At 49.3% G+C, this 20,993-nt stretch carries 22 protein-coding genes; 9 read left to right on the top strand and 13 right to left on the bottom strand.

Annotated elements, in window-relative coordinates:
• Positions 1–4: 4 nt before the first annotated feature.
• From RIF25_RS13190 to RIF25_RS13175, 4 genes are read right to left on the bottom strand one after another with little or no spacing between them, the layout of a single operon-like run.
• Positions 5–1,198 (bottom strand): serine hydrolase, encoded by a 1,194-nt coding sequence (locus RIF25_RS13190; RefSeq protein ID WP_322879000.1) that lies wholly within the window; start codon positions 1,196–1,198, stop codon positions 5–7.
• A gap of 46 nt (positions 1,199–1,244) precedes the next feature.
• On the bottom strand, positions 1,245–1,985 hold the full coding sequence (locus RIF25_RS13185; protein ID WP_322878999.1) for an RNA methyltransferase: 741 nt from the start codon (positions 1,983–1,985) through the stop codon (positions 1,245–1,247).
• A 6-nt stretch (positions 1,986–1,991) separates the two neighbouring features.
• Positions 1,992–2,939: an N-acetylmuramic acid 6-phosphate etherase gene (gene murQ / locus RIF25_RS13180; protein WP_322878998.1), complete on the bottom strand. Its 948-nt coding sequence runs from the start codon at positions 2,937–2,939 to the stop codon at positions 1,992–1,994.
• The gene (locus tag RIF25_RS13175; RefSeq protein WP_322878997.1) at positions 2,936–3,508 is read right to left on the bottom strand and encodes a VOC family protein; all 573 of its coding nucleotides are present in this window, start codon (positions 3,506–3,508) and stop codon (positions 2,936–2,938) included. Before RIF25_RS13175 ends, murQ begins: the two co-directional genes overlap by 4 nt.
• 68 nt (positions 3,509–3,576) lie before the next feature.
• Between RIF25_RS13175 and ruvC the strand changes: the two genes are divergently transcribed.
• Positions 3,577–4,053, top strand: coding sequence for a crossover junction endodeoxyribonuclease RuvC (gene ruvC / locus RIF25_RS13170; RefSeq protein ID WP_322878996.1), 477 nt, complete (start codon positions 3,577–3,579; stop codon positions 4,051–4,053).
• A gap of 10 nt (positions 4,054–4,063) precedes the next feature.
• Here the strand turns inward: ruvC and RIF25_RS13165 are convergent, their stop codons facing one another.
• From RIF25_RS13165 to RIF25_RS13155, 3 genes are read right to left on the bottom strand one after another with little or no spacing between them, the layout of a single operon-like run.
• Positions 4,064–4,183: a photosystem II protein Y gene (locus RIF25_RS13165; RefSeq protein WP_322878995.1), complete on the bottom strand. Its 120-nt coding sequence runs from the start codon at positions 4,181–4,183 to the stop codon at positions 4,064–4,066.
• A gap of 56 nt (positions 4,184–4,239) precedes the next feature.
• On the bottom strand, positions 4,240–5,070 hold the full coding sequence (locus RIF25_RS13160) for an EcsC family protein (protein WP_322878994.1): 831 nt from the start codon (positions 5,068–5,070) through the stop codon (positions 4,240–4,242).
• A 42-nt stretch (positions 5,071–5,112) separates the two neighbouring features.
• Positions 5,113–5,856 (bottom strand): Uma2 family endonuclease, encoded by a 744-nt coding sequence (locus RIF25_RS13155; RefSeq protein WP_322878993.1) that lies wholly within the window; start codon positions 5,854–5,856, stop codon positions 5,113–5,115.
• 100 nt (positions 5,857–5,956) lie between these two features.
• Here RIF25_RS13155 and RIF25_RS13150 point away from each other — a divergent pair, with 100 nt between their 5' ends.
• The 5 genes from RIF25_RS13150 to RIF25_RS13130 all read left to right on the top strand — a co-directional run bounded on the left by RIF25_RS13150 (position 5,957) and on the right by RIF25_RS13130 (position 9,931).
• Entirely contained in the window at positions 5,957–6,484 is a 528-nt protein-coding gene (locus RIF25_RS13150) for an adenylyltransferase/cytidyltransferase family protein (RefSeq protein WP_322878992.1), read from the top strand.
• A gap of 4 nt (positions 6,485–6,488) precedes the next feature.
• Complete coding sequence (locus RIF25_RS13145; RefSeq protein WP_322878991.1) at positions 6,489–7,190, top strand: GUN4 N-terminal ARM-like repeat domain-containing protein; 702 nt, start codon at positions 6,489–6,491, stop codon at positions 7,188–7,190.
• A gap of 6 nt (positions 7,191–7,196) precedes the next feature.
• Positions 7,197–7,775 carry a chromophore lyase CpcT/CpeT gene (locus RIF25_RS13140; protein ID WP_322878990.1) on the top strand — a complete coding sequence of 193 codons (579 nt, stop codon included), beginning with the start codon at positions 7,197–7,199 and terminating at the stop codon, positions 7,773–7,775.
• Positions 7,776–7,786: 11 nt separating this feature from the next.
• A complete protein-coding gene (locus tag RIF25_RS13135) occupies positions 7,787–9,283 on the top strand; it encodes an aminotransferase class I/II-fold pyridoxal phosphate-dependent enzyme (RefSeq protein ID WP_322878989.1) in 1,497 nt (498 codons plus the stop codon).
• A gap of 102 nt (positions 9,284–9,385) precedes the next feature.
• Positions 9,386–9,931: a hypothetical protein gene (locus RIF25_RS13130; protein ID WP_322878988.1), complete on the top strand. Its 546-nt coding sequence runs from the start codon at positions 9,386–9,388 to the stop codon at positions 9,929–9,931.
• A gap of 168 nt (positions 9,932–10,099) precedes the next feature.
• Here the strand turns inward: RIF25_RS13130 and RIF25_RS13125 are convergent, their stop codons facing one another.
• Together RIF25_RS13125 and RIF25_RS13120 are read right to left on the bottom strand one after the other, a co-directional pair.
• A complete protein-coding gene (locus tag RIF25_RS13125; RefSeq protein ID WP_322878987.1) occupies positions 10,100–11,251 on the bottom strand; it encodes a hypothetical protein in 1,152 nt (383 codons plus the stop codon).
• A gap of 409 nt (positions 11,252–11,660) precedes the next feature.
• Positions 11,661–13,196, bottom strand: coding sequence for a YifB family Mg chelatase-like AAA ATPase (locus RIF25_RS13120; RefSeq protein ID WP_322878986.1), 1,536 nt, complete (start codon positions 13,194–13,196; stop codon positions 11,661–11,663).
• Between the two features lie 199 nt (positions 13,197–13,395).
• Between RIF25_RS13120 and RIF25_RS13115 the strand changes: the two genes are divergently transcribed.
• Positions 13,396–13,866, top strand: a complete 471-nt coding sequence (locus tag RIF25_RS13115; RefSeq protein ID WP_322878985.1) for a YbjN domain-containing protein — start codon at positions 13,396–13,398, stop codon at positions 13,864–13,866.
• 37 nt (positions 13,867–13,903) lie between these two features.
• Here the strand turns inward: RIF25_RS13115 and RIF25_RS13110 are convergent, their stop codons facing one another.
• Together RIF25_RS13110 and tyrS are read right to left on the bottom strand one after the other, a co-directional pair.
• Positions 13,904–14,917 (bottom strand): sulfate/molybdate ABC transporter ATP-binding protein, encoded by a 1,014-nt coding sequence (locus tag RIF25_RS13110; RefSeq protein WP_322878984.1) that lies wholly within the window; start codon positions 14,915–14,917, stop codon positions 13,904–13,906.
• Positions 14,918–15,075: 158 nt separating this feature from the next.
• Positions 15,076–16,302, bottom strand: a complete 1,227-nt coding sequence (tyrS, locus tag RIF25_RS13105) for a tyrosine--tRNA ligase (protein WP_322878983.1) — start codon at positions 16,300–16,302, stop codon at positions 15,076–15,078.
• 232 nt (positions 16,303–16,534) lie between these two features.
• Between tyrS and RIF25_RS13100 the strand changes: the two genes are divergently transcribed.
• Entirely contained in the window at positions 16,535–18,448 is a 1,914-nt protein-coding gene (locus tag RIF25_RS13100; protein WP_322878982.1) for a transglycosylase domain-containing protein, read from the top strand.
• 200 nt (positions 18,449–18,648) lie between these two features.
• On the opposite strand, the gene psbM is transcribed toward RIF25_RS13100, so the two are convergent.
• Both psbM and RIF25_RS13090 read right to left on the bottom strand, forming a co-directional pair.
• Positions 18,649–18,756, bottom strand: a complete 108-nt coding sequence (gene psbM, locus RIF25_RS13095) for a photosystem II reaction center protein PsbM (protein WP_015125662.1) — start codon at positions 18,754–18,756, stop codon at positions 18,649–18,651.
• 79 nt (positions 18,757–18,835) lie between these two features.
• Positions 18,836–19,132: a 2Fe-2S iron-sulfur cluster-binding protein gene (locus RIF25_RS13090; RefSeq protein ID WP_407682420.1), complete on the bottom strand. Its 297-nt coding sequence runs from the start codon at positions 19,130–19,132 to the stop codon at positions 18,836–18,838.
• 318 nt (positions 19,133–19,450) lie between these two features.
• Here RIF25_RS13090 and psbB point away from each other — a divergent pair, with 318 nt between their 5' ends.
• Positions 19,451–20,983, top strand: coding sequence for a photosystem II chlorophyll-binding protein CP47 (gene psbB, locus RIF25_RS13085; protein WP_015125664.1), 1,533 nt, complete (start codon positions 19,451–19,453; stop codon positions 20,981–20,983).
• The last annotated feature ends 10 nt before the right edge of the window (positions 20,984–20,993 follow it).

The raw sequence follows: 20,993 nt of genomic DNA, 5'->3' as shown, positions 1-20,993 counted from the left end.
TTTTTTATTGATGGGATGGGTTGACCCGACTATAGGCCTGGTAGGTGAGACGGGAAATTTGCCGAATTAGCTCTGTACCTTGGGGGTCATTGTAGGGACGTTTAACCATAATCCCTGCCACATATTGTTGACCATTGGGCATTTCAATTAGGCCAGCATCCCCGACAAACGTGCCAATATCCCCGGTTTTGTGGGCAATTTTCGCACCCGGCCCCAGGCCCTGTGGAAGGAGCGTATTCGTCACCGTTGTCCGCATAATCCCCAGGAGTTTTTCGCGGCTGGTTGTGGAAACTAAATCCCCTTGGGCAATCCGGGCCATCAGAATCGCAAGGTCTTTGGGGGTAGTGGTATTTGTGCCTTCCATATCGGGTAAAGGGTTATGAATGACCGTATGCTCCAGGCCCCATTGGACAAATTGATCATTCAAGATCGTGGCTCCACCAAGGCGGTCAATCAACATATTCGTGGCTGTGTTATCGCTGATAGAAATCATCAATTCGGCAGTTTCGAGGGTGGAAAATTTTGTCCCTGGCTTTTGATATTGCATCGTCCCTGCTTCTCCGGCAACTAAATCCGGCCGCATGGTTAAGGGTTCCTCAAGGGTAATTTCACCACGGTCGAGGGCCTGGAATAGAGCGACTAAGACTGGGACTTTAATCGTACTTGCCGCTGCGACAATCTGAGTTCCGTCAACATTGACACTGTTCCCGGTGGTTAAGTTCAAGAAATAGGCCCCACCTTGGAGTTGTTTTTTACCGGCAAACCAGTTCTGGATCGTTTTCTCCACCTGGGTCAAGGGTTTTTCCGGGGGTAATGGGGACAATTCGGGAAGATCTAACTGAGCTAATGCCGCTGGAGTGGTTTCGGTTTGGGCCTTGAGTTCTGGTTTTAGAACCGAGAGTCCAGTTCCAGCCATAGCCGTCAACGCAGTGGCCACAATTCCGAATTTTAAGATTAAGCTCCAAAGGGTTTGCGGTTTGCGGGGGGTGTCGGCTGGACTTGGGGCCTGGATGTGTTTAGTCGGAAAACTAACAATGTTGCTTTTGGGCCGAGATTTTATCTTGTTTTGGGGGGGGCGGGTAGATTTGGGGTGCGCTTGAGTCGTTGTAGCAGACAGGGGGGGACGGGGAGAAGCAGGAGATTGACGGACTTTGGCCTGTTGGAAACGACGATTCTGGCGAGGGGACGGTTTGGCCATGTAGTGTTACCTTGACTCTCCACACAAGAAATGAACATTAAGGGTCTTAACGCTGGCTTGGCAGGTGCTCAATGGCCCAGGAAACTTGTCGCAACATCCCCCGCAAGAGGGCAATTTCTGCTGCCGTGGGTTGGCTCCGGTTGACCAGGCCCCGTAATTTTGCCATCCGACTAGGGGCAGTATGGGGATAAAGATAACCGATTTTCAGCAGGAGTGATTGCCAATGGCCATAAAATCCCTCTAAGTCCTCAAAGGAAGCCGTTGAAGGTGATTGGCCCGACTGCTCACGTCCAAGTGCCGACTGGTCTGCCTGAGCTTGCCATAACTCATAACAACATACGCCCACGGCCTGGGCTAGATTCAAGGATGGGTAGGTTGAACTCGTGGGAATTTGGATCAGACGTTGAGCCAGCATTACTTCTTGATTGGTGAGGCCATGATCCTCGCGCCCAAATATAATCGCGGCTGGACAACGGAGAAGATCCGGCAAGGCTTGGCGGGGGGTCTCCAGAGGAATGTCCGTATCCAGATCTCGCCCCACCGTAGCCATAATCTGGGAACAACCGATGAGAGCAGTGGGTAAATCTTCGACAATCTGGGCCGTTTCTAGAATTTCAGCCCCATGAACCGCCATTAAGCGAGCCTGCTCTCCCAAGGGATCACAACGGGGATTAACCAAGACCAACTGCCCCAGGCCCATGTTTTTCATTACTCGGGCCACAGACCCCACATTCAAGGCCCCAGCCGGTTCAACCAAGACAATCTTAATTTGACCTAAAGGAGACATGAAACTTTAAGACTGGCTGACTTGAAAGGCATTCAGGGCCGGGCGGAGTTGGCCATGGTGGTGATCGAGCAGGGCCTGGGTTGCCTCTCGGTCTAAATTTGTCCAGTGCATTAACAGGGCTACTTTAACCCGTTGATCACTTTTGCGCAGGAGTTCTGCCGCTGATTCCCGCTCTAACCCGGTTAAGTCCGTAATGATGCGCACGGCCCGGTCAAAAAGTTTGCTATTGGTGACAGAAACATCCACCATCCGATTGCCATAGACTTTCCCCAGTTGCACCATCACCCCCGTGGAGAGCATATTCAAGACCATTTTGGTCACAGTTCCGGCTTTGAGGCGCGTTGATCCGGTGAGTAGTTCTGGGCCAACTAAGAGGCGAATATCAATGGCGGCATCCGTAGAGACTTGGGATTGGGGGACACAGGCCAGGAAAATTGTCAGGGCACTTTGGGTATTGGCCGCCGTAATTGCGCCTTGAACATAGGGAGTTGTTCCCCCGGCCGTAATTCCAACCACAACATCTCGGGGGCCAATGTGATGCTCATCTATGGCTGCGGCCCCATCCCTAGCCCGATCTTCCAAGGCTTCGGAACTCTTGATCAACGCCGCCGTCCCACCCGCCAAAATTCCCTGCACCATCTCCGGCGGACTGCAAAACGTGGGGGGACATTCAGCCGCATCTAACACGCCCAAACGACCACTGGTTCCGGCCCCAATATAAAACAGTCGTCCCCCTTGCCGTAAGCGATTGGCTGTTGCGGTGATGGCCTGGGCAATGACTTCTCTGGCCTGGGCGATGGCGGCTAAAACCTTTTGATCTTCTTGGTTAAAGAGGTCAACGAACTCCAGGGGCGACAACTGATCCAAATTTTGGCTGGCAGGATTGGCCTGTTCCGTGAGTAAATGCCCACGGGGTTGAATTTGACTTAGGTCTAAAGAGTAGTCTGAGGTCACTTCGGGGAAATCTCCGCCAATTCAATCACCTGTCCGGTATAGTCCTTGACCAGAAAGTTGAGGGGTTCTTCCCGCCGGAGTTTATAGCGAATGTGGTAAGTCTGGACTCGCTTCAGGAGTTGTTTGAGACATTCCCGATCAAAACAAACATGGCGCTGCCGACTTTTTTCGCCGTAGTTGGCCCCACTGATGATGTGTAACTGGGTATTTTTCTTGAGTTGATACCACAGGCCATCACTGGGCCGGGGCGGCTGATTTTGGTTGTAGCTAATGGCAGAAGGAATGTAGAGGGGATCGAGAGAAGCAACGCCTAGGGTTTGTTCATAGTTGTAGTAATAGTGCAGGGGAACATCCGCCACCGATAGACGTAATTCCTCTTCGTAAAACTTGCGGGCCTGTTCTAAGTCCGAGACCATCAGGGTATAAACCTTAGGCGCGCTGGAAAGAAATACCCACATCGCCCCACCGTAAAGGGTTAAGAGGAGAATCATCACCCCCTGAGTGGAAAAAATTCCATCCCAAGCAGCATCTAACCAGGCCAAGTGAGGAATAAAACTAGGAATCATCATGCCCGCGGGACAGTTCTTAAACCGATTATTCTGAATAAGTTAGCATTATTGTCTCATTGTAACGACCCTTGCCTCTGCCTCGCATTCTTGGTTTAGACCCTGGCCTGGCCACCATCGGCTATGGCTGTATTCAATGGGATGATTCCGCAGAACTCCGCATGATTGACTTTGGAGTGATTCAAACGCCCGCCAAGACCGAACTAGGTAGCCGTCTTGAAATGATTTACTGCGACTTAACCACCCTTATTCGTCAAACCCAGCCAACCTTAATTTCTATCGAGAAATTATTCTTCTATAAAATGGGGAATACGATCCAAGTCGCCCAGGCCCGGGGCGTGATTTTGCTCGCCATTACCCAGGCCCAGGTTCCGATTGTTGAATTCTCTCCACCCCAAGTAAAACAAGCCCTGACCGGATATGGCAGAGCCACGAAGCAAGATGTCCAAGCCGCCGTCCAACGGGAGTTAAACTTGGAAAAACTTCCCCGTCCCGATGATGCAGCCGATGCGTTGGCGTTGGCCTTGGCGGCTGGAATGCAGTTATAAAGATAGAAACCTATTTAATTTTATTCAGAGCAGTTTGAAGTTGCTTGAGGGCAGAGGGGAGGATATTTTTCACAGCCCAACCCCCAGCAAGTAAAACCGGCAGCAAGACAATTAAGACACGCCAATCCATGATTTTATCTCCTAATTGTGTCTATAAAGAGTTGTTTATGATTGCGAATACTGAACTTATGGTATCAAATTCGGGGCCGGCTGGGGGATTAGTTTTTGATGATAGACCAACCAGCGGAGTTGCCAGGCCCGGTGAGCCGTTTCTCCGACCGACTGCATTAAGTCTGTGCTGGCCCTAATTCCTAAAAATGTTCCAATCACTGGAATTGCTTCCCCCCCTAACTCTGCCGCAAAGGCGACTAAAATTCGCTCCAAAAGGGCACTCGTGGATTCTTCGGCCGCATCTTCTATAGATTTGTCTAGCAATTGGGTGACAGCCGCTTGGTACAAATCTGACTGAGATCTGGCCATCCGTTGTAAGAGTCTTTGGCGTTCCTCTGGGGAGTCAGCCAGGCTAAGGGCTAAAATTCCCCAAATACAACCTTTCCGGGCTGGGGTATCGGGGGGGAATCCATAGGCCAGCCCCATCCGTTGAATCATCGTCAAACTGAGCAAGATCATCAACCCAACATTGGCAATTTCCCCCAGGCCCTCTAACAAACTCGTGAATCCCGCTTCTAGGGCTGCTTTTCCTTGGGCAATGTTTTGAATGTCTGTAGCAATTCGATCACAGGTCTCTAAATCTCCATCACGGAGGTCTGCCCAAGTTTTAGCTTTGGTCAAGTATGTTTGCAGGAAGGCCCAATCCCCTTGCCAGTTAGCTGTGAGTTGATCACAGGCCTGGTGTAATTGTTCGATCAATTCGGCGGGGATGCTATGGATCAGTGAGTCCTCAAGGGGATGTAGTGCCGTAGCTAGGGCCTGGGAAAAGGGAGTTTCGTGATGATGGAGCCAGATTTGAATGGCCCGCAGTTGTTTTTGTTCGTATGGAGTGAGCAGAGGTGTCATCGGTTTTGCTGTCGTGAATGATGCCGAGAAACCAGGCCTGGCTTAGGAGGGTTGCCCCAACTGGGATCGGAGTTTGGCCAGTTCAGCTTCAGCAGTTTCGGCCCGTAACTTTTCTTGATCGGCCCGTTGGGTTTCTAATTCCAGTTGAGTCCGGAGTGTGTCCTGAGTTTCTTTGCTTTGACGAACTAAATCCTCCACGAAAACAGGGTCAAGAATTTCCGCCGCCCTTAAGGTCAAGTTAGGAAACAGGTTAGAGATGATCTGGTCTGTCCCTTGAAATTCTTGGCGGCTGTAACCATCGGGATTATCGGGATCCGTTAACACCCACACCCGTTGCCGTTGGGGATCCACAATCCAGTATTCGGGAATGGTGATTATGGCATACTCGGCCCGTTTGCGAATATAGTCTTCTCGCCAATTTTCACTGACAACTTCTACCACTAAGGCCGGAGTTTCCGTCAAGTCAAAGATACCGGCCCCGCCCCGCTGAGTTAAGGTTTGCCAAAGCTCCCGACTACAAACTACAACATCCGGAATTCGGGATGAGGCGGCCTCGGTTCTGACTCCCGTATCGGTTCTGGCAATCAGGTCTAGGCCGGCATTGGAGATGGCCTGCTGAAATTGATAGACCAAAAAATGGGATATGTTGACGTGTTGCGTGGTTGGGGTCGGCATTTGGATGAGGACTCCCCGAAATAACTCATAGCGGTGATCATCAGGGGGTTGAAATTGGCAGTATTCGGCAAAGGTTAATGAGTCCGTGGAGGTAGGGGGAGAGGCAACCATAGGGCTAACGCCAAGAATGACCAGTGAGAGATTCCGCTTATAGTAAATAGGGTAACAGTTTCGTTTAGGCGGCTTGCCCGGCCCCCTGCAAATCCTGCCCATGTCATCCGAAGTGATTGCCCTCAACGCCAAAATTTATTCCCTCAGTGCCTTACAAGCTGCCATTAACCAAAATCCTCAGGCCTGGCGACCGCTGGTATTTACCAATGGTTGTTTTGATCTCCTCCATGTCGGCCATGTGCGCTACTTAACTACGGCCCGGAGTTTCGGGAAAACCTTACTGGTGGGTTTGAATAGTGATCAATCTGTAGCTGGCATTAAACCCCATCAGCCCGGCCACCCCCCGCGACCGATCATTCCCGAAAGCCAACGGGCCGAAGTCTTAGCTGCCTTAGAAGCCGTGAGTGCTGTGGTGACTTTTTCTGAGCCAACCGCCACAATCCTGATCCAGGCCCTGCAACCGGATATTTATGTCAAAGGGGGCGATTATTCCCTAGAGACCTTACCGGAAACCCCCGCAGTCCAGGCCTATGGCGGTAGGATCCAGTTAGTCCAAGTCGAAGTGACCAGTTCCACCTCTGGCATTATTAACCGGATTCTCCAAGCCGCCTGTCCTAACCCCACCTAACCCTATGGCCTCAGATACCGATTTACTGACATCCCTCACTACGCAACTGACGAGCAGTAACGAAAAACGCCAACTCCAGGCCCTAGATGATCTCAGCGCACTCATGCCGGATGGGGGGGAGAAGCTGCTCGAACTCTTAAAAACCGCAACCTGGGCCTGGGGAGTCAAGGGCCGGGCCTATGAATTACTAACGGAATTGGGAGATGCCGAGATTAAATCTGCCCTCGTTGACCAGTATCCCCAAGGAATTGTCCCCTTATTATCTGAAAAAGGCTTAGATTATCAACCCCTCCAGCAGCTTTTACAGCACCATGACTACCAGGCGGCGGACGATTTAACTCTCAAGTTACTCTGTCAATTGGCAGGGCCGGCGGCACAAAAACGAGGTTGGTTGTACTTTACGGAGGTTGAACAGTTTCCCATCCCGGATTTATTAACGATTGATCATCTCTGGTTAGCCCACTCCCAAGGTAAGTTTGGGTATTCGGTACAACGGCAAATCTGGCTCGGCCTGGGTCAAAACTGGTCACAACTCTGGGAAAAAATTAATTGGCGACAGGGCAAAAAGTGGACGCGCTGGCCGGGTGAATTTACTTGGGACTTAAGTGCGCCCCGCGGTCATCTACCTCTGAGTAATCAATTGCGGGGAATCCAAGTCATCAATGCCTTACTGAATCATCGGGCCTGGTCCCAGTCTTCAACCTGAGGGATTATGAGTGATTTATCCAAGTCAGAGGCAATTGCGGCCCAACTTTACGAGTGGTTGACGGGTGAATTTCAGAATCAAGCCCAGGCCCAGAATCAGCCCACTTGGTTTGTCCATCTCCGGCTTTGGCAACGGGCCATTCCCCAGGGGATTCAGGGACAGCGGGCGATTTTTGCGGAACAGGCAAATGCCCTCTATTTAGATAAACCCTATCGGCAACGGATTTTAGTGATTCAGCCAGAGCCTCTGCAAATTCACTATTGGGCCTGCAAGTCTCCCAGTCAGTGGGCCGGGGCAGGGATGGCTCCAAGTCGTTTGCAGGGCCTGGGAGAATCTGACCTTGATCCCTTGCCTGGGTGTGTTTTGACTGTGGAATATTCTGACCAGGGCTTTCACGCCATCCTCCCCGCCACCTCCCGGTGTTGTTTTCAATATCAAGGCCAAGAACGGCAAGTTGTTTTAGGCTTTCGGGTCACGGCTGAAAAATTTTGGAGTTATGACCGGGGCGTGGATCCAGTCACGGGGCAAGGGTTGTGGGGAGCATTGATGGGGCCTTATGAATTTGAACCGGTGAACATCAATTAAATTCTGACCCAATGGCTGATTCTTTGCCGCATTTGCCCATTCTGAATGCGCTCTTACACCACTCCCAAGGCAATTATCGAGGCTTTCATACCCCCGGCCATCATAGCGGGCAAGGGATTCATCCTGATCTAGCCGATGCCTGGAGAATCACTGGCCTACAACTGGACTTATCGGAAATCCCAGGCCTGGATAATCTGGCTGCTCCCACCGCAATCATTGCTCAGGCCCAAAACCTAGCTGCCGAGACCTTTGGAGCCGAAAAGACTTGGTTTTTAATTAATGGTTCAACAGTGGGCATCAGTGCGGCGATCATGGCAACCTGTGGGCCTGGAGATCGGATCCTGGTTCCTCGCACGATCCACCAGTCGGTTTTGAGTGGGATGATTCTGGCGGGGGCCAGGCCAGCTTTGATTACACCTGACTATGATCCCGTTTGGGGCCTGGCATTGCCCTTAAATTCTGAGCAGATTCAAGCCGCCTTAAAGCAATATCCAGACACAAAAGCCGTTTTAGTCATCTCGCCAACCTATGACGGCCTTTGTCCTGATTTAGTTCAGATTGTTGAGGTTGTCCATCAGCAAAATATTCCCCTGATTGTTGATGAAGCCCACGGCAGCCATTTTCAGTTTCATCCCCAGTTGCCCATGAGTGCCATCCAGGCCGGGGCCGATGTGGTTATTCACAGTACCCATAAAACCCTGTCTGCCTTCACTCAAGCTGCAATGCTCCACCACCAAGGCAGGCGTGTATCTCCAACCCGAATCAGCCAGTGTTTACGAGTTTTACAATCCTCTAGCCCCAGTTATTTACTATTAGCATCCTTAGACGTGGCCCGCGAGCAAATGGCAACGGAAGGGGAATCACTTTGGGCCTCTGTTTTAGGGTTAGTTGATGATTTGAACCAGGCCTTAGATAATCTTCCCAGTGCAATTCAATTATCGGCTGAATTCCTACCAGCAGGTGTTACTAAAGACCCGACTCGCGTTACCTTGGGGACATGGCCATTAAAGATTACGGGTTATCGGGCTGATGACTATTTGACACAATCCCATCACCTCATTGGGGAACTCCCGACCCTGAATTATTTAACCTTTCTCCTGGGTCTGGGCCATACTCGTGCTGACATCAATGCCTTAGTCCAAAGTTGGGGGCAACTCATTGAAACGATGGCGGAAAATTATGGGCAAAAGTATTTATATACCCAAGAATGGCAAACCCTGAATCAAATGGGTCAAATATCTCCCTCTCTAGGGCCAATCACAACGCCAATTGTTGATCCCCGGACTGCCTTTTTGGGACTTCAACAACAAGTACCCCAGGCCCAGGCTATCAATCAAATTAGTGCTGAGTGGATTTGCCCCTATCCGCCGGGAATTCCGTGGCTATTTCCAGGGGAGTTGATTACAGAGCCGATCATGGCCCAACTCCTGGCAATCCAACAGGCCGGCGGCATCATTGCTGGAGCTTCCGATCCAACTCTCCAAACATTGCAAATTATAGACGCTTGAACCCCATCCTTAAGGTAGTCGCCACAGTAAAAATTAGTGGGAGTTAGCTAAAATACGTCATATCCTTTCCTTTAAGTATGAGGAATACTGATGACTAAGATAATGCCTGACCATTCCAGTAATTTAACTGACGTTACCAATATAAAAATAATTCAGAAGCGATATTTCCCAGTCGTTAATGACGTAGAAGTAGAAATCTGTGAAGATAACGGAGGGTATTTGTTTGTTCGCCATAATGTTTATTGGTGGTTAGCACATCGAAATAAAAACCCCGACCCAGTACACAATTGTGTCTTAGATAATCTATCTCTAATGACTAATAATAGATTAGATACAATACGTTGGTCTGGTTATTCCTTTAAGTATCAAACAATTTTTCTAGCTGAGAATGGTGGTGAAATTAGTACCGTCCTTCTTCCTTTAGAAATGTTTGAAGATTTCATTCGATGGTCACCTAAAAATTATGGTGGTCATCCTCCTCCTGACTATTTGGATGTAAAGCTTGGAAAATGGCTAGAAAATAACTCTCTTAAGGATTTAGTTAAGGTCAGTAATGAAGCTCTCAAAGAGAAGGAACCAAACTATAGCAATCAAAATTGTAGTTTTTTCCAATCCTTGATTAAGCTATTTGACTTGGCAAGGAAATAGTAATTTTGGCATGGATATTACTAAAATCGATCAATAGTTTATCGTTCGTTCGACATTGAATCCCTTCAGTCCCATGGCTCGGTTGATTAACACCACTCCTAGCTAAATCAGCAATTGTCTGGGCAATTGGCAAAACCTGACTGCTTCCCCTTCCCCTAGTGAATAGTCCTAGTTAACGGATGTTATTTCCAGTTGTTGAGTCGCAAGAGCAAGTTCCTGTAAGATAGCCTTCATTGGCTTTATTTGATTGACTAAATCTCGTGTGGTTCCATCTCCAACTTGTACCGCTTGGGCTAATTCTGGAAGACGTTGCCGTAACCGATTCGCCAGGCCAGACAATTGTTTGTTAGCGTCAAAGCACTGGTCACCCAACTTATTGATTTCAGATGTAATAAAACTAAAGGAATTAAACTGTCCCCCGGATCGGGCAATAATTAAACTGGCCTGCAATGCTAAATGTTTAACTTGGCGGCTAATATATTCAATTTCAGATGATGCTTTTTCCATAATGATCAGTTCTTGTTCCAATGTGCCATTAAAGCGAAACACCTGATTGAGTTCTTGGCTGAGATTGTTGGCAGAGACTGTTGTGACTTGCAGGGCGATTTGACTCTGCTGTGACACTTTCTGGACAACACTCAATAGTTGATTGTATTGATTACGAATATCATTTACTTGACTGCGTAATTCACGGTTTTGATGTTCCAAAATTTGTTGACGATAACGATCTGTCGATTCCTGGTGTTCTAATTGCGTTTGCAGGGCCTGAAATTTTTCCAAGCTTTCAGTTAATTGACTGGTTAAGTGAATGTTTTCTTGCCGGAGATGACCCATGTGAGTATGGAATGTTTGGAAGATATGGGACTGCGTCAACAAAAAAGATTGACAATCGAGTAATAAATAATCTTTATTATCAGCCAAAATAATCGGATCGAGTTGACAATGCAATGGACGAGAAAGAGCCGCCGCAATTACTTCTGATAACAAACTAGTATGGGGAAGAATAGTTGGCTTGTTATTAAAATCTTCATCTTCTAGCAAGGCTTTAACAGATCGTTTATTAAACATATCCCGCCAATAGGGCTTGATTAGTTTTGCAAATAGTTTATTCCTGGGAATAATTCCAATCGGTTGATCAACCTCTAGAACAATGATGCCGGGTAACTCGGGGCGGGCCTGGAAATAATCCAACATCTCACGACAGGTTACTTCGGCGCTGAGTTGACTTGTGCATGTTGTCAGGAGGGATAGAGCAGGGTCAGTTGTAAATAATTCGCCAGAGAAATCAGAATTTTCAGCCTGTTCCTGCAACTCTAACACTGTCCCATCCCCCAAAATTTAATTTGATCAACAGAGCGATTCGCATTAATAGCCTTTCATTTTCGATTAAAACTTAACAAGCTAAGGTTAAGCATAAGTAATGCCAAAGTTAAGCGCATATCTCAATTAAGTGATGAGTCAATGCATTTAAGATGAAAACAATCCGTTTATAAATAGAGAATGATGGAAATCAGCTAGAAACAGACAATCAATGAATTATTTGAATTTATTAAGACCTGTCAAGATGACGTTGCAAGGTGATATCCAGCGATAGAGAATAGATGGGCTTTAGATATCCTCAGGATTTAGCCGCAAGTTGAAACAAGCATTGATACTATGCAGAGAAATCAAAATAAGCCTGTCATAGTAAATTTAGGATGCTTGAATTTATTTTTTATAATCTAATACATTATTGAACTCGATCGATTGTACGGTATTGAATTGCTTCAGCCACATGGCTCGGTTGAATCAGATCACTGCCGGCTAAGTCAGCAATTGTCCGGGCGACTTTCAAAATCCGGTCGGTTCCCCGAGCAGATAATCCAAGTTTCCGAATCGCTGCTTCTAGTAAATTCCGAGATGCCTCATCCAACTGGCACCATTTCCGTAAGTGGCGGCTCTGCATTTGGGCATTACAGCGAACTTTCTTATCTTGCTCAAACCGGGCCTGGGCCACTTGGCGGGCTGTTTCGACCCGTTGGCGGATATGGGTTGAAGCTTCTCCCCCAGATTGACGGGTAATTTCTTCTGGTTTCAGGCGGCTGACGGTGACTTGCAAATCAATCCGATCCATCAACGGCCCCGATAACTTGGCCCAATATTGCTCCCGTTGTCGGGGTGAACAGGTACAGGCCTGGACTGGATCCCCAAAATAGCCACAGGGGCAGGGATTAGTGCTAGCTACTAGGGTAAATTGGGCCGGAAAGGATACGGATTGGCGAGTGCGGGAAATGGTCACGGCTCCATCTTCGAGGGGTTGACGCAAAAATTCCAAGACATCGCGCTTAAATTCCGTCAATTCATCGAGAAATAAAATCCCCTGATGGGCTAAGGAAATTTCCCCAGGCCTGGGATAGCTCCCTCCCCCCACTAGGGCTGGGCCAGAGGCGGAATGATGGGGACTACGAAAGGGCCGATCTTTAATCAATGTGCCCCGTTCTTTAATCAGGCCAGCAACCGAGTAGATTTTGGTGACTTCTAAGGCTTCCTCAAAACTCAAGGGGGGTAAAATTCCCGGCAAACGTCTCGCCAACATGGTTTTCCCACTCCCTGGTGGTCCGACAAAGACAAGATTATGACCTCCCGCCGCGGCGATTTCTAAAGCTCTGCGGGCATGGCTTTGGCCTTTGACATCCTGTAAATCTAAATGACTGGTGGGAATCAGTTGGCTGGGAGCTTCGGCTGGATGGGTGAACAACGGGGCCTGGTATTGACTCGGATCATTGAGAAAATTGGCAACTTCACTCAGATGATTAAAGCCATAGACTTTTAAGCCCGCCACGACTGAAGCCTCGTTGACATTCGCCGCCGGAAGAATCAAACCCCTAATTCCCAACTGTTGTGCCGTGGCCGCAATGGGTAAAACCCCTGCAACTGGCCGTAATGCCCCATCCAGAGATAGCTCCCCCAGAAACAGATGATCCCCCAATAACTCCCCACTCACCTGTTGCGCCGCTGCCAAAATTCCAATACTAATCGGCAAATCAAAACTGGGCCCTTCTTTTTTTAAATCGGCTGGGCTTAAGTTGACGACAATTCGCCGCATCGGAAAAGCAAACCCGGCATTCCGAATTGCCGCCTTGACCCGTTCTCTAGCTTCCTGCACGGCCGCATCCGGTAAACCAACCACCACAATCCCCGGTAATCCCCCGGAAACATCCACCTCGACCCCGACCCGCAAGGCTTCAATTCCCAACAGTGATGCACTCCAAACACAGGCCAACATAGTATTTATCTAGGGTTTCAACTGGAATTTATGATTCTGATCGCGTCTTCCGACCTCTACTCTAGTGCTTATTTTTCCATTTGGCTAAATTCAACGGCGCGGAGATCTCTCAGCAAATCTGAACTTTTTCAAAATCTTGAGAGGGGATTCTCCAGGCCCCGATAAGCTAGTGAATGATGACTTTGGATAACGCTCTCCTATGACCTTAGACCCCATAGCCCCGACTTTAGCTCCTGACTCTGAGGCTAGTCTAGAGTTGGGCTTAAATCCGCTTGAAATTATCGAAACCGTGATTTCTGGCCTGGATCAATCGGGCAATCCCCTTGTTAATCACTCAGACGACAGTTCGATTTGGAAATTTACCTACGGTAGCGCGACTGTGTTTGTCCAACTCACGGGGACTGGGGCCGACAGTACCATCACGACTTGGTCGCCTGTGCTGAATTTACCGGTCGCTAATCCTACTGGCCTGTACGCAAAACTCTTAGAACTCAACTGGTTAACGACCCTGGAGGCCCGCTTTGCCATTTTCGAGCACCAAGTGATGATTCTCACCAGTCGGACGTTGGCTGAAATTGGCCCAGGAGAAATTGCCCGGGGAATTACCATTGTGGCCACCCTGGCTGATGATTATGACGATGCACTCCAGGCCGAGTTTCCAGCGGTCTAATTTGTCCTTAGATGGTCGAGCCTAGGTCTAGGGAAATCTAAATGGAGTAATAGAGCGGAAACGCCTTAGACTCTTTCGGGGAGACGTGAACCTTTTGCTGGGGTTTCAGTTGCAGTTGATCATAGTTTTCCCGAGATAAATGGGCGGTCAACACCTGGCCATCATCCAACGTTAACTCCACCTGAATTTCCCATCCCAGATGAATAATTCGACTAACCCGCGCTGGAGCCGTGACCCCATTGGGGGAGGTGGAAATGAGAATGTCATGGGGGCGGAGGAAAATATCACATTGAGGAGCCTCGGCCTGGTGCTTAAATATTCCTGAGGAACTGGATAGGACATTGACCGGGCCAATAAAACTCATCACAAAGGGACTGGTTGGGTTGTCGTAAATTTCCGCCGGCGACCCCACTTGCTCCACCTTGCCCTGATTCATGACCACAATTTCATCCGCCACTTCCATCGCCTCTTCTTGGTCATGGGTAACAAATACTGTGGTGACATGGACTTCATCGTGTAACCGCCGTAACCAGGCCCGGAGGTCTTTCCGCACCTTGGCATCCAAAGCCCCAAAGGGTTCATCTAAAAGCAATACTTCTGGCTCCACCGCCAAGGCCCTAGCCAAAGCCACCCGCTGCCGTTGCCCCCCGGAAAGTTGGGACGGATAGCGATTCCCCAGGCCTCCCAGTTGGACTAATTCCAATAACTCATCCACACGGGCATCAATTTTCGCCTTGGGGGTTTTGCGTAGTTCCAGGCCAAAAGCAATATTTTTACGGACATTCATGTGCTTAAAGAGGGCATAATGCTGGAAGACAAAGCCGATATTGCGATCCTGGACACTTTGATGAGTCGCGTCCTTACCCGTCAGTAAAATTCGCCCCGTATCAGGCGTTTCTAGGCCGGCAATCAAGCGCAACAGCGTGGATTTACCCGACCCCGACGGTCCCAACAACGCTACCAGTGAACCACTACCAATGGTTAAGTCCACCTGCTGCACAGCCTGGAAACTCCCAAACTGCTTGGAGACGTTTTCAATTTGAATGCCCATGACTCCAATGCTTAACCCTTAAATCCGACTTTCCACATCAAGTTACCGTGGTTTTGGCAATTCGTCAAACATGAAACTGAGGCGTTGGCACGGTTGAGACCGCATTTACTGCAACTGGACAATGGCCAATCGGGCCTGGTTTGTCAAAGTCTGGGAGATTAGGGAGTAAACCGGATAAACTTTTTCTTGCCCACTTGCACAACTTTGCCCAGTAGGTCCTCAATGGCCTGGATCTGCCAATCCACATTGGTGATCTTCTCTCCGTCTAAGCGAACACCTCCCCCTTGAATTTGGCGGCGAGCTTCACTACTGTTCGTGCAAATTGGGGTTAGACCGAGGATATAAAAGAACTTGACCGGTAAGCTAATTGCTCCTAAGGAAAACTCAGGAATTAACTCACTATTTTGACTTACTCCAGAGAGGACAATCGCCTCTAGCTCGGCCTGGGTCTGATGGGCAATCTCTTCTCCGTGGTACTGAGTCACAACTTCCTTGGCCAGTAATTTTTGTTTTTGACGTGGATCTGCGGGGAGTTGCTCTAGGGGGAGATTGGTCAGCAGTTCAAAATATTGATCAATCACCGCATCGGGGACTTTTTCTAGCTTGGAGTACATGGAAATTGCATCTTCCCCCAGGCCCACATAGTTCCCCAGGGACTTTGACATTTTCTGTACCCCATCCGTACCTGGCAAAATCGGCATCAACAGGCCAAACTGCGGCGGCAATTGAAAATGACGTTGGAGGTCTCGGCCCACGGCAATATTAAACTTTTGATCCGTCCCCCCCAGTTCCAGATCACTCTGAATCGCCACCGAGTCATAGCCCTGCATCAATGGATAAAGAAACTCATGGAGATAGACAGGCTGTCCTTGGTGATATCGTTCGGCAAATCCTTCCTTCGCTAACATCTGCCCCACCGTCATCGTGGCTAAAAGCTGACCAATTTTGCTCAGGTTGAGGGATTCAAGCCAAGTCGCGTTGTAGCAAATCTCCAACCGGCCAGGGGTGGCAAAATCCAAAATGGGCCGGACTTGATCCAAATAACTGGCTACATTAGCGGCAACTTGCTCTGCTGACAATTGGGGACGCACCTCCGACTTACCCGTTGGATCCCCAATCTGAGCCGTAAAATTTCCCATAATCAAGACGGCCGTGTGACCCGCATCCTGAAACGCCCGCAGTTTACGCAACACAATACTGTGGCCCAAATGAACTTCTGCCCCAGTCGGATCAATCCCCAATTTAACCCGGAGGGGGCGATTAATCTCCTGTACCCATTGCCAAAGGTTTTCATCGGATTTTTTAGCATCTGGATTATGGGGGAAAACCTCACTCACTCCCCGTTGTAAGCGACTTAACACATCAGGCCTGGCTAGATTAAGCATGAGTCATCACACAAGTAGGAAATACAATAGCAATAGGACAAGGAGTTTTATCCGCTCCCAAAGCAGTAATTTCAGTAAGTGAGGGGCAATTAAGGGAATAAATCGCAAATGTTATGCTACCAGAGTAGGCGGAATCACCAACCGGATAAAGTGACACGCTCCGACCGGCCTGGAACGCCCCAGCTATTCCTTATCCCGACCTTCTAGATTATCTTTGATTGGGTCAGTCAACGTGCCAACCAATACCATCAGTCCCAAAAGCCAAACCAGTCCTGCCCTGCGCGGGTTTTCCCACTCTGTTCTCCAGGTGGCAGGCCAAACCGCATTACTGGTGGCGATGGTCGGTAGCGCAGTGGTAGCTGGAGGTTTACTCGGCCTGGCCATTAGTTTTCGGAACTTGCCTGATGTGCGGAGTCTGCGGGGCTATATTCCCAGTGAAACAACCCACATTTACGATGTTAATGGGACATTACTCCTGAGTCTCCATGATGAAGAAAATCGCGAAGTAGTCCCCCTGAATGCCATTTCGCCCCATCTGATTCGGGCTGTGATTGCTTTTGAGGACAGTCATTTCTATCAACATCATGGCATTAACCCGGTTGGGATTGGGCGGGCCTTGGTGACGAACTTAACCGCTGGGCGAACCATGGAAGGGGGATCAACCCTAACCATGCAGTTAGTAAAAAACCTGTTCTTAACCCCAGAGCGAGCCCTCGGACGGAAAGTTTCAGAAGCGGTCTTGGCCCTGCGCCTTGAGCAAATATTTGATAAGCAGCAAATTCTGGAGATGTACCTGAACCAAGTCTATTGGGGCCACAACACCTATGGGGTACAAACCGCCGCCCGGAGCTATTTCAATAAACCCGCCTCTGACTTAACCCTGGCCGAAGCGGCGATGATGGCGGGGATTATCCAGGCCCCCGAAGCCTTTAGTCCTTTTGTGGATTTTCAAACTGCCAAACAACGCCAAGGCCTGGTACTCGAGCGGATGCAGGAACTGGGCTGGATTACGGCTCAAGAAGCGGCCACTGCCCGGCAACAAGAGATTAAGCTTGGGGAAATTACCTCCTTTAGCGGCAGTCGCAGCCCCTACATTACCGACACAGTGATGCAGGAATTAAGCCAACGGTTTGGCCGGGAAGCGGTGATCAAGGGGGGTATGCGCGTCCAAACCACTTTCGATCTCAAAACCCAAGAAATTGCCGAAAAAGTGGTTAAAAATGCTGCTAAACGCCTAGCCGGAGTTCGGGCTGAGCAAATGGCTTTAGTGGCGGTTGATCCTCGCACTCACTACATTAAGGCAGTTGTTGGTGGTGTAGATTATCAGAAAAGTCAGTTTAATCGGGCTACCCAGGCCATGCGCCAACCGGGGTCTGCCTTTAAGCCCTTTGTCTATTACCAGGCCTTTGCCAGCGGTCGCTATACCCCAGACTCTTCCATAACCGATTCTCCAGTCACCTATCGGGATAGTGGGGAGGTTTATAGCCCCCAAAATTATGATCGGAGTTTTTCTGGTTCCATGTCCATTCGCGCCGCACTGGCCTCCTCGCGCAACATTCCAGCGGTGGTTTTAGGGCAACAGGTGGGAATCAATAAGGTGATTGAAACCTGTCGAATTCTGGGAATTAAAAGCCCGATGCTCCCCGTGATTTCCTTACCCCTTGGGGCGGTGGACTTAACCCCCCTAGAAATTACCAGTGCCTATGCCACCTTTGCCAATAACGGCTGGCAGTCAGAAACCACGTCCATTGTCCAAATTACCGACAATACTGGCCATCTCCTCTTGGACAATACCCCCCGGCCCAAATTAGTCCTTGACCCTTGGGCCGCTGCCGCCCTCAACAGTGCCATGCAAAGCGTCATTACCAGCGGAACAGGGACAGGGGCAGCGATTGGCCGGCCAGCAGCTGGTAAAACCGGAACAACCTCTTCTGAACGGGATATTTGGTTTGTCGGATATGTTCCACAGTTAGCCACCGCAGTCTGGGCCGGCAACGATAACTATGCGCCCTTGGGTAAGGGAGCGACAGGCGGGGGGATGATGGCTCCGATTTGGCGGGAGTTTATGTCCCAAGCCTTGAAGGGTGTGCCAGTAAAATCCTTCACCTCAATGTCTGAGTTTACCCGCCCAAAGCCCAATAAGTAATTGTAAAGAGAATAGGGTTTGGTACCTCTAGGAAACTGACTAAAAAACATTCCCTCGCTTTGGTAATGTACAGGATTGATCACCCCGAAAGCAAAGGAAATTTAGTGTTACGTTTATTTTTGTGAACTGCCCAGAGCCTTGAACCCAGATCTACCGTCAGTAAGTGATTACAGGCTAAAATTCTGGACTGCGAAAAATCGCTAGTTTTTTTGCTGGGCCTCGGTTTGCACAAAAAGGATAATCAAAAACACTGTTGGCACGAGGACGAACAAGGCAGTTGCAACCAGGCCTAAATCATTAACTTCCATCGTTAAAAACCTCCCTGAGAATTTTATTTTCAGAAAACACTAGGCATCAACCCAGACCTTGCTAAATACGGTAACACTTCTAGGGCTTGGTTTTGACAGTCACGGGGCCATTCACTTTAGTTTGACAAGCTAGACGAAAAGACTCCGGTTTTTTCTTGAGCTTGCGGGTTTCCACCGGAGTGCGCTCCGAGAGATTTTCCATGCCCTCGACAATTTCCACAATGCAAGTCCCACATTGTCCATAACCATTACAATTCATTAACTTACCTTTCAAAGTATAAAGATCGATCCCCGCTTCTAAGGCTCGTAAACGCAGATTTGCCCCAGTAGCGGCGACAACTTCTTTGCCTTCTTTAACAAACGTAATATTGGTCACACGGACATCCTCAATCGTACTTGCCATAGGGTCTAATGCTAGTTACACTTCTTTATACATTCTCATTCTGGCAGAAAACTCCTTGGGTATTGGCTATATTGCGGTTAGGTTGACAGCTAACTCAGCGTTAGAGCAAATGCACAGTTCCCCGTACCTCTTGTTTCAAGAGCGATGAGTGGATTGGATAGCTCCGGCCCGGCCTGTTGCGTCTGACCTGTGATAGCAGTCCCGAATGAGTCTTGATTGCTCAAAATTGCTGGTAGATAATAAAAATTCATCATGCAAACCCTTAAGTTTTGTATAGGAGGCCTGTAGTCAATGGGACTACCCTGGTATCGCGTTCATACGGTGCTGATCAATGATCCAGGCCGGTTAATTGCCACCCACCTGATGCATACAGCCCTCGTTGCAGGTTGGGCCGGCTCGATGGCTTTATACGAATTAGCCATTTTTGATCCAAGTGATCCTATCCTCAACCCCATGTGGCGGCAAGGGATGTTTGTGCTGCCCTTCATGACTCGCTTGGGTGTGTCTGGATCTTGGGCAGGTTGGAGTATTACGGGCGAAACCGGCCTTAACCCTGGCTTCTGGAGCTATGAAGGGGTTGCGATTGCCCATATCGTCCTTTCCGGCTTGCTGTTCTTGGCGGCTTGTTGGCACTGGGTCTATTGGGATTTGGAACTCTTCCGCGACCCTCGCACGGGAGAGCCAGCCCTCGACTTGCCCAAAATGTTTGGGATTCACTTGTTTTTGTCTGGTTTACTCTGTTTCAGCTTTGGTGCTTTTCATTTAACAGGGTTGTTCGGGCCTGGGATGTGGGTCTCGGATCCCTACGGTTTAACCGGCAGTATTCAACCCGTTGCCCCGGCCTGGGGGCCTGAAGGCTTTAACCCCTTTAATCCAGGGGGAATTGTTGCCCACCATATTGCCGCCGGGATTGTCGGGATTATTGCTGGGTTATTCCACTTGATTGTCCGCCCGCCCCAACGCCTCTACAAAGCCTTGCGGATGGGGAATATTGAAACCGTTCTCTCGAGTAGTATTGCCGCGGTCTTCTTTGCGGCTTTTGTCGTCGCAGGAACCATGTGGTACGGCAGTGCTGCAACGCCGATTGAACTGTTTGGGCCGACTCGCTACCAGTGGGATAGCTCTTACTTTCAACAGGAAATTAACCGTCGGGTGCAAACTTCTTTAGCCAATGGGGCAACGGAAGCCCAGGCCTGGTCTGCTATTCCTGAGAAGTTAGCCTTCTATGACTACATCGGTAATAACCCTGCCAAAGGGGGTCTGTTCCGGGTTGGAGCCATGAATAGTGGTGATGGCATTGCCAGGGGTTGGGACGGCCATCCTGTATTTCGGAATAAAGCGGGTGAAGAACTCTATGTCCGCCGGATGCCCAACTTCTTTGAAAACTTCCCGGTGATTTTGACCGATAAAGATGGCGTAGTTAAAGCGGACATTCCTTTCCGCCGGGCTGAGTCTAAATACAGCTTTGAGCAGCAAGGTGTCACGGTTAGCTACTACGGTGGTGCCTTGAGCGGGCAAACCTTCAGTGATGCCAACACGGTGAAAAAAGCCGCCCGCCGGGCCCAGTTGGGTGAGGCCTTTGAATTTGACCAAGAAACCCTCAACTCTGATGGGATTTTCCGCACCAGTCCGCGGGGTTGGTTTACCTTTGGTCATGCGGTTTTTGCGTTGCTCTTCTTCTTTGGTCACATTTGGCACGGGGCAAGGACATTGTTCCGGGATGTCTTCTCCGGGATTGATCCAGAACTCTCTGCCGAACAAGTGGAATGGGGCTTCTACCAAAAACTGGGAGATGTCAGCACCCGCCGCAAAGAACCTATTTAATCCTCACCAG

Source organism: Pseudocalidococcus azoricus BACA0444 (genome assembly GCF_031729055.1).
GTDB lineage: Bacteria > Cyanobacteriota > Cyanobacteriia > Thermosynechococcales > Thermosynechococcaceae > Pseudocalidococcus > Pseudocalidococcus azoricus.
Note: the sequence above shows the minus strand (reverse complement) of the source record. Positions and strands in the feature narration are given on the sequence as shown.

Bases quoted from the DNA above. Each gene is read 5' to 3' on its own strand.
- RIF25_RS13190 (WP_322879000.1), bottom strand. From the start codon at position 1,198: ATGGCCAAACCGTCCCCTCGCCAGAATCGTCGTTTCCAACAGGCCAAA.
- RIF25_RS13185 (WP_322878999.1), bottom strand. From the start codon at position 1,985: ATGTCTCCTTTAGGTCAAATTAAGATTGTCTTGGTTGAACCGGCTGGG.
- RIF25_RS13175 (WP_322878997.1), bottom strand. From the start codon at position 3,508: ATGATGATTCCTAGTTTTATTCCTCACTTGGCCTGGTTAGATGCTGCT.
- RIF25_RS13165 (WP_322878995.1), bottom strand. From the start codon at position 4,183: ATGGATTGGCGTGTCTTAATTGTCTTGCTGCCGGTTTTACTTGCTGGG.
- RIF25_RS13160 (WP_322878994.1), bottom strand. From the start codon at position 5,070: ATGACACCTCTGCTCACTCCATACGAACAAAAACAACTGCGGGCCATT.
- RIF25_RS13155 (WP_322878993.1), bottom strand. From the start codon at position 5,856: ATGGTTGCCTCTCCCCCTACCTCCACGGACTCATTAACCTTTGCCGAA.
- RIF25_RS13150 (WP_322878992.1), top strand. From the start codon at position 5,957: ATGTCATCCGAAGTGATTGCCCTCAACGCCAAAATTTATTCCCTCAGT.
- RIF25_RS13145 (WP_322878991.1), top strand. From the start codon at position 6,489: ATGGCCTCAGATACCGATTTACTGACATCCCTCACTACGCAACTGACG.
- RIF25_RS13140 (WP_322878990.1), top strand. From the start codon at position 7,197: ATGAGTGATTTATCCAAGTCAGAGGCAATTGCGGCCCAACTTTACGAG.
- RIF25_RS13135 (WP_322878989.1), top strand. From the start codon at position 7,787: ATGGCTGATTCTTTGCCGCATTTGCCCATTCTGAATGCGCTCTTACAC.
- RIF25_RS13130 (WP_322878988.1), top strand. From the start codon at position 9,386: ATGCCTGACCATTCCAGTAATTTAACTGACGTTACCAATATAAAAATA.
- RIF25_RS13120 (WP_322878986.1), bottom strand. From the start codon at position 13,196: ATGTTGGCCTGTGTTTGGAGTGCATCACTGTTGGGAATTGAAGCCTTG.
- RIF25_RS13115 (WP_322878985.1), top strand. From the start codon at position 13,396: ATGACCTTAGACCCCATAGCCCCGACTTTAGCTCCTGACTCTGAGGCT.
- RIF25_RS13110 (WP_322878984.1), bottom strand. From the start codon at position 14,917: ATGGGCATTCAAATTGAAAACGTCTCCAAGCAGTTTGGGAGTTTCCAG.
- tyrS (WP_322878983.1), bottom strand. From the start codon at position 16,302: ATGCTTAATCTAGCCAGGCCTGATGTGTTAAGTCGCTTACAACGGGGA.
- psbM (WP_015125662.1), bottom strand. From the start codon at position 18,756: ATGGAAGTTAATGATTTAGGCCTGGTTGCAACTGCCTTGTTCGTCCTC.
- psbB (WP_015125664.1), top strand. From the start codon at position 19,451: ATGGGACTACCCTGGTATCGCGTTCATACGGTGCTGATCAATGATCCA.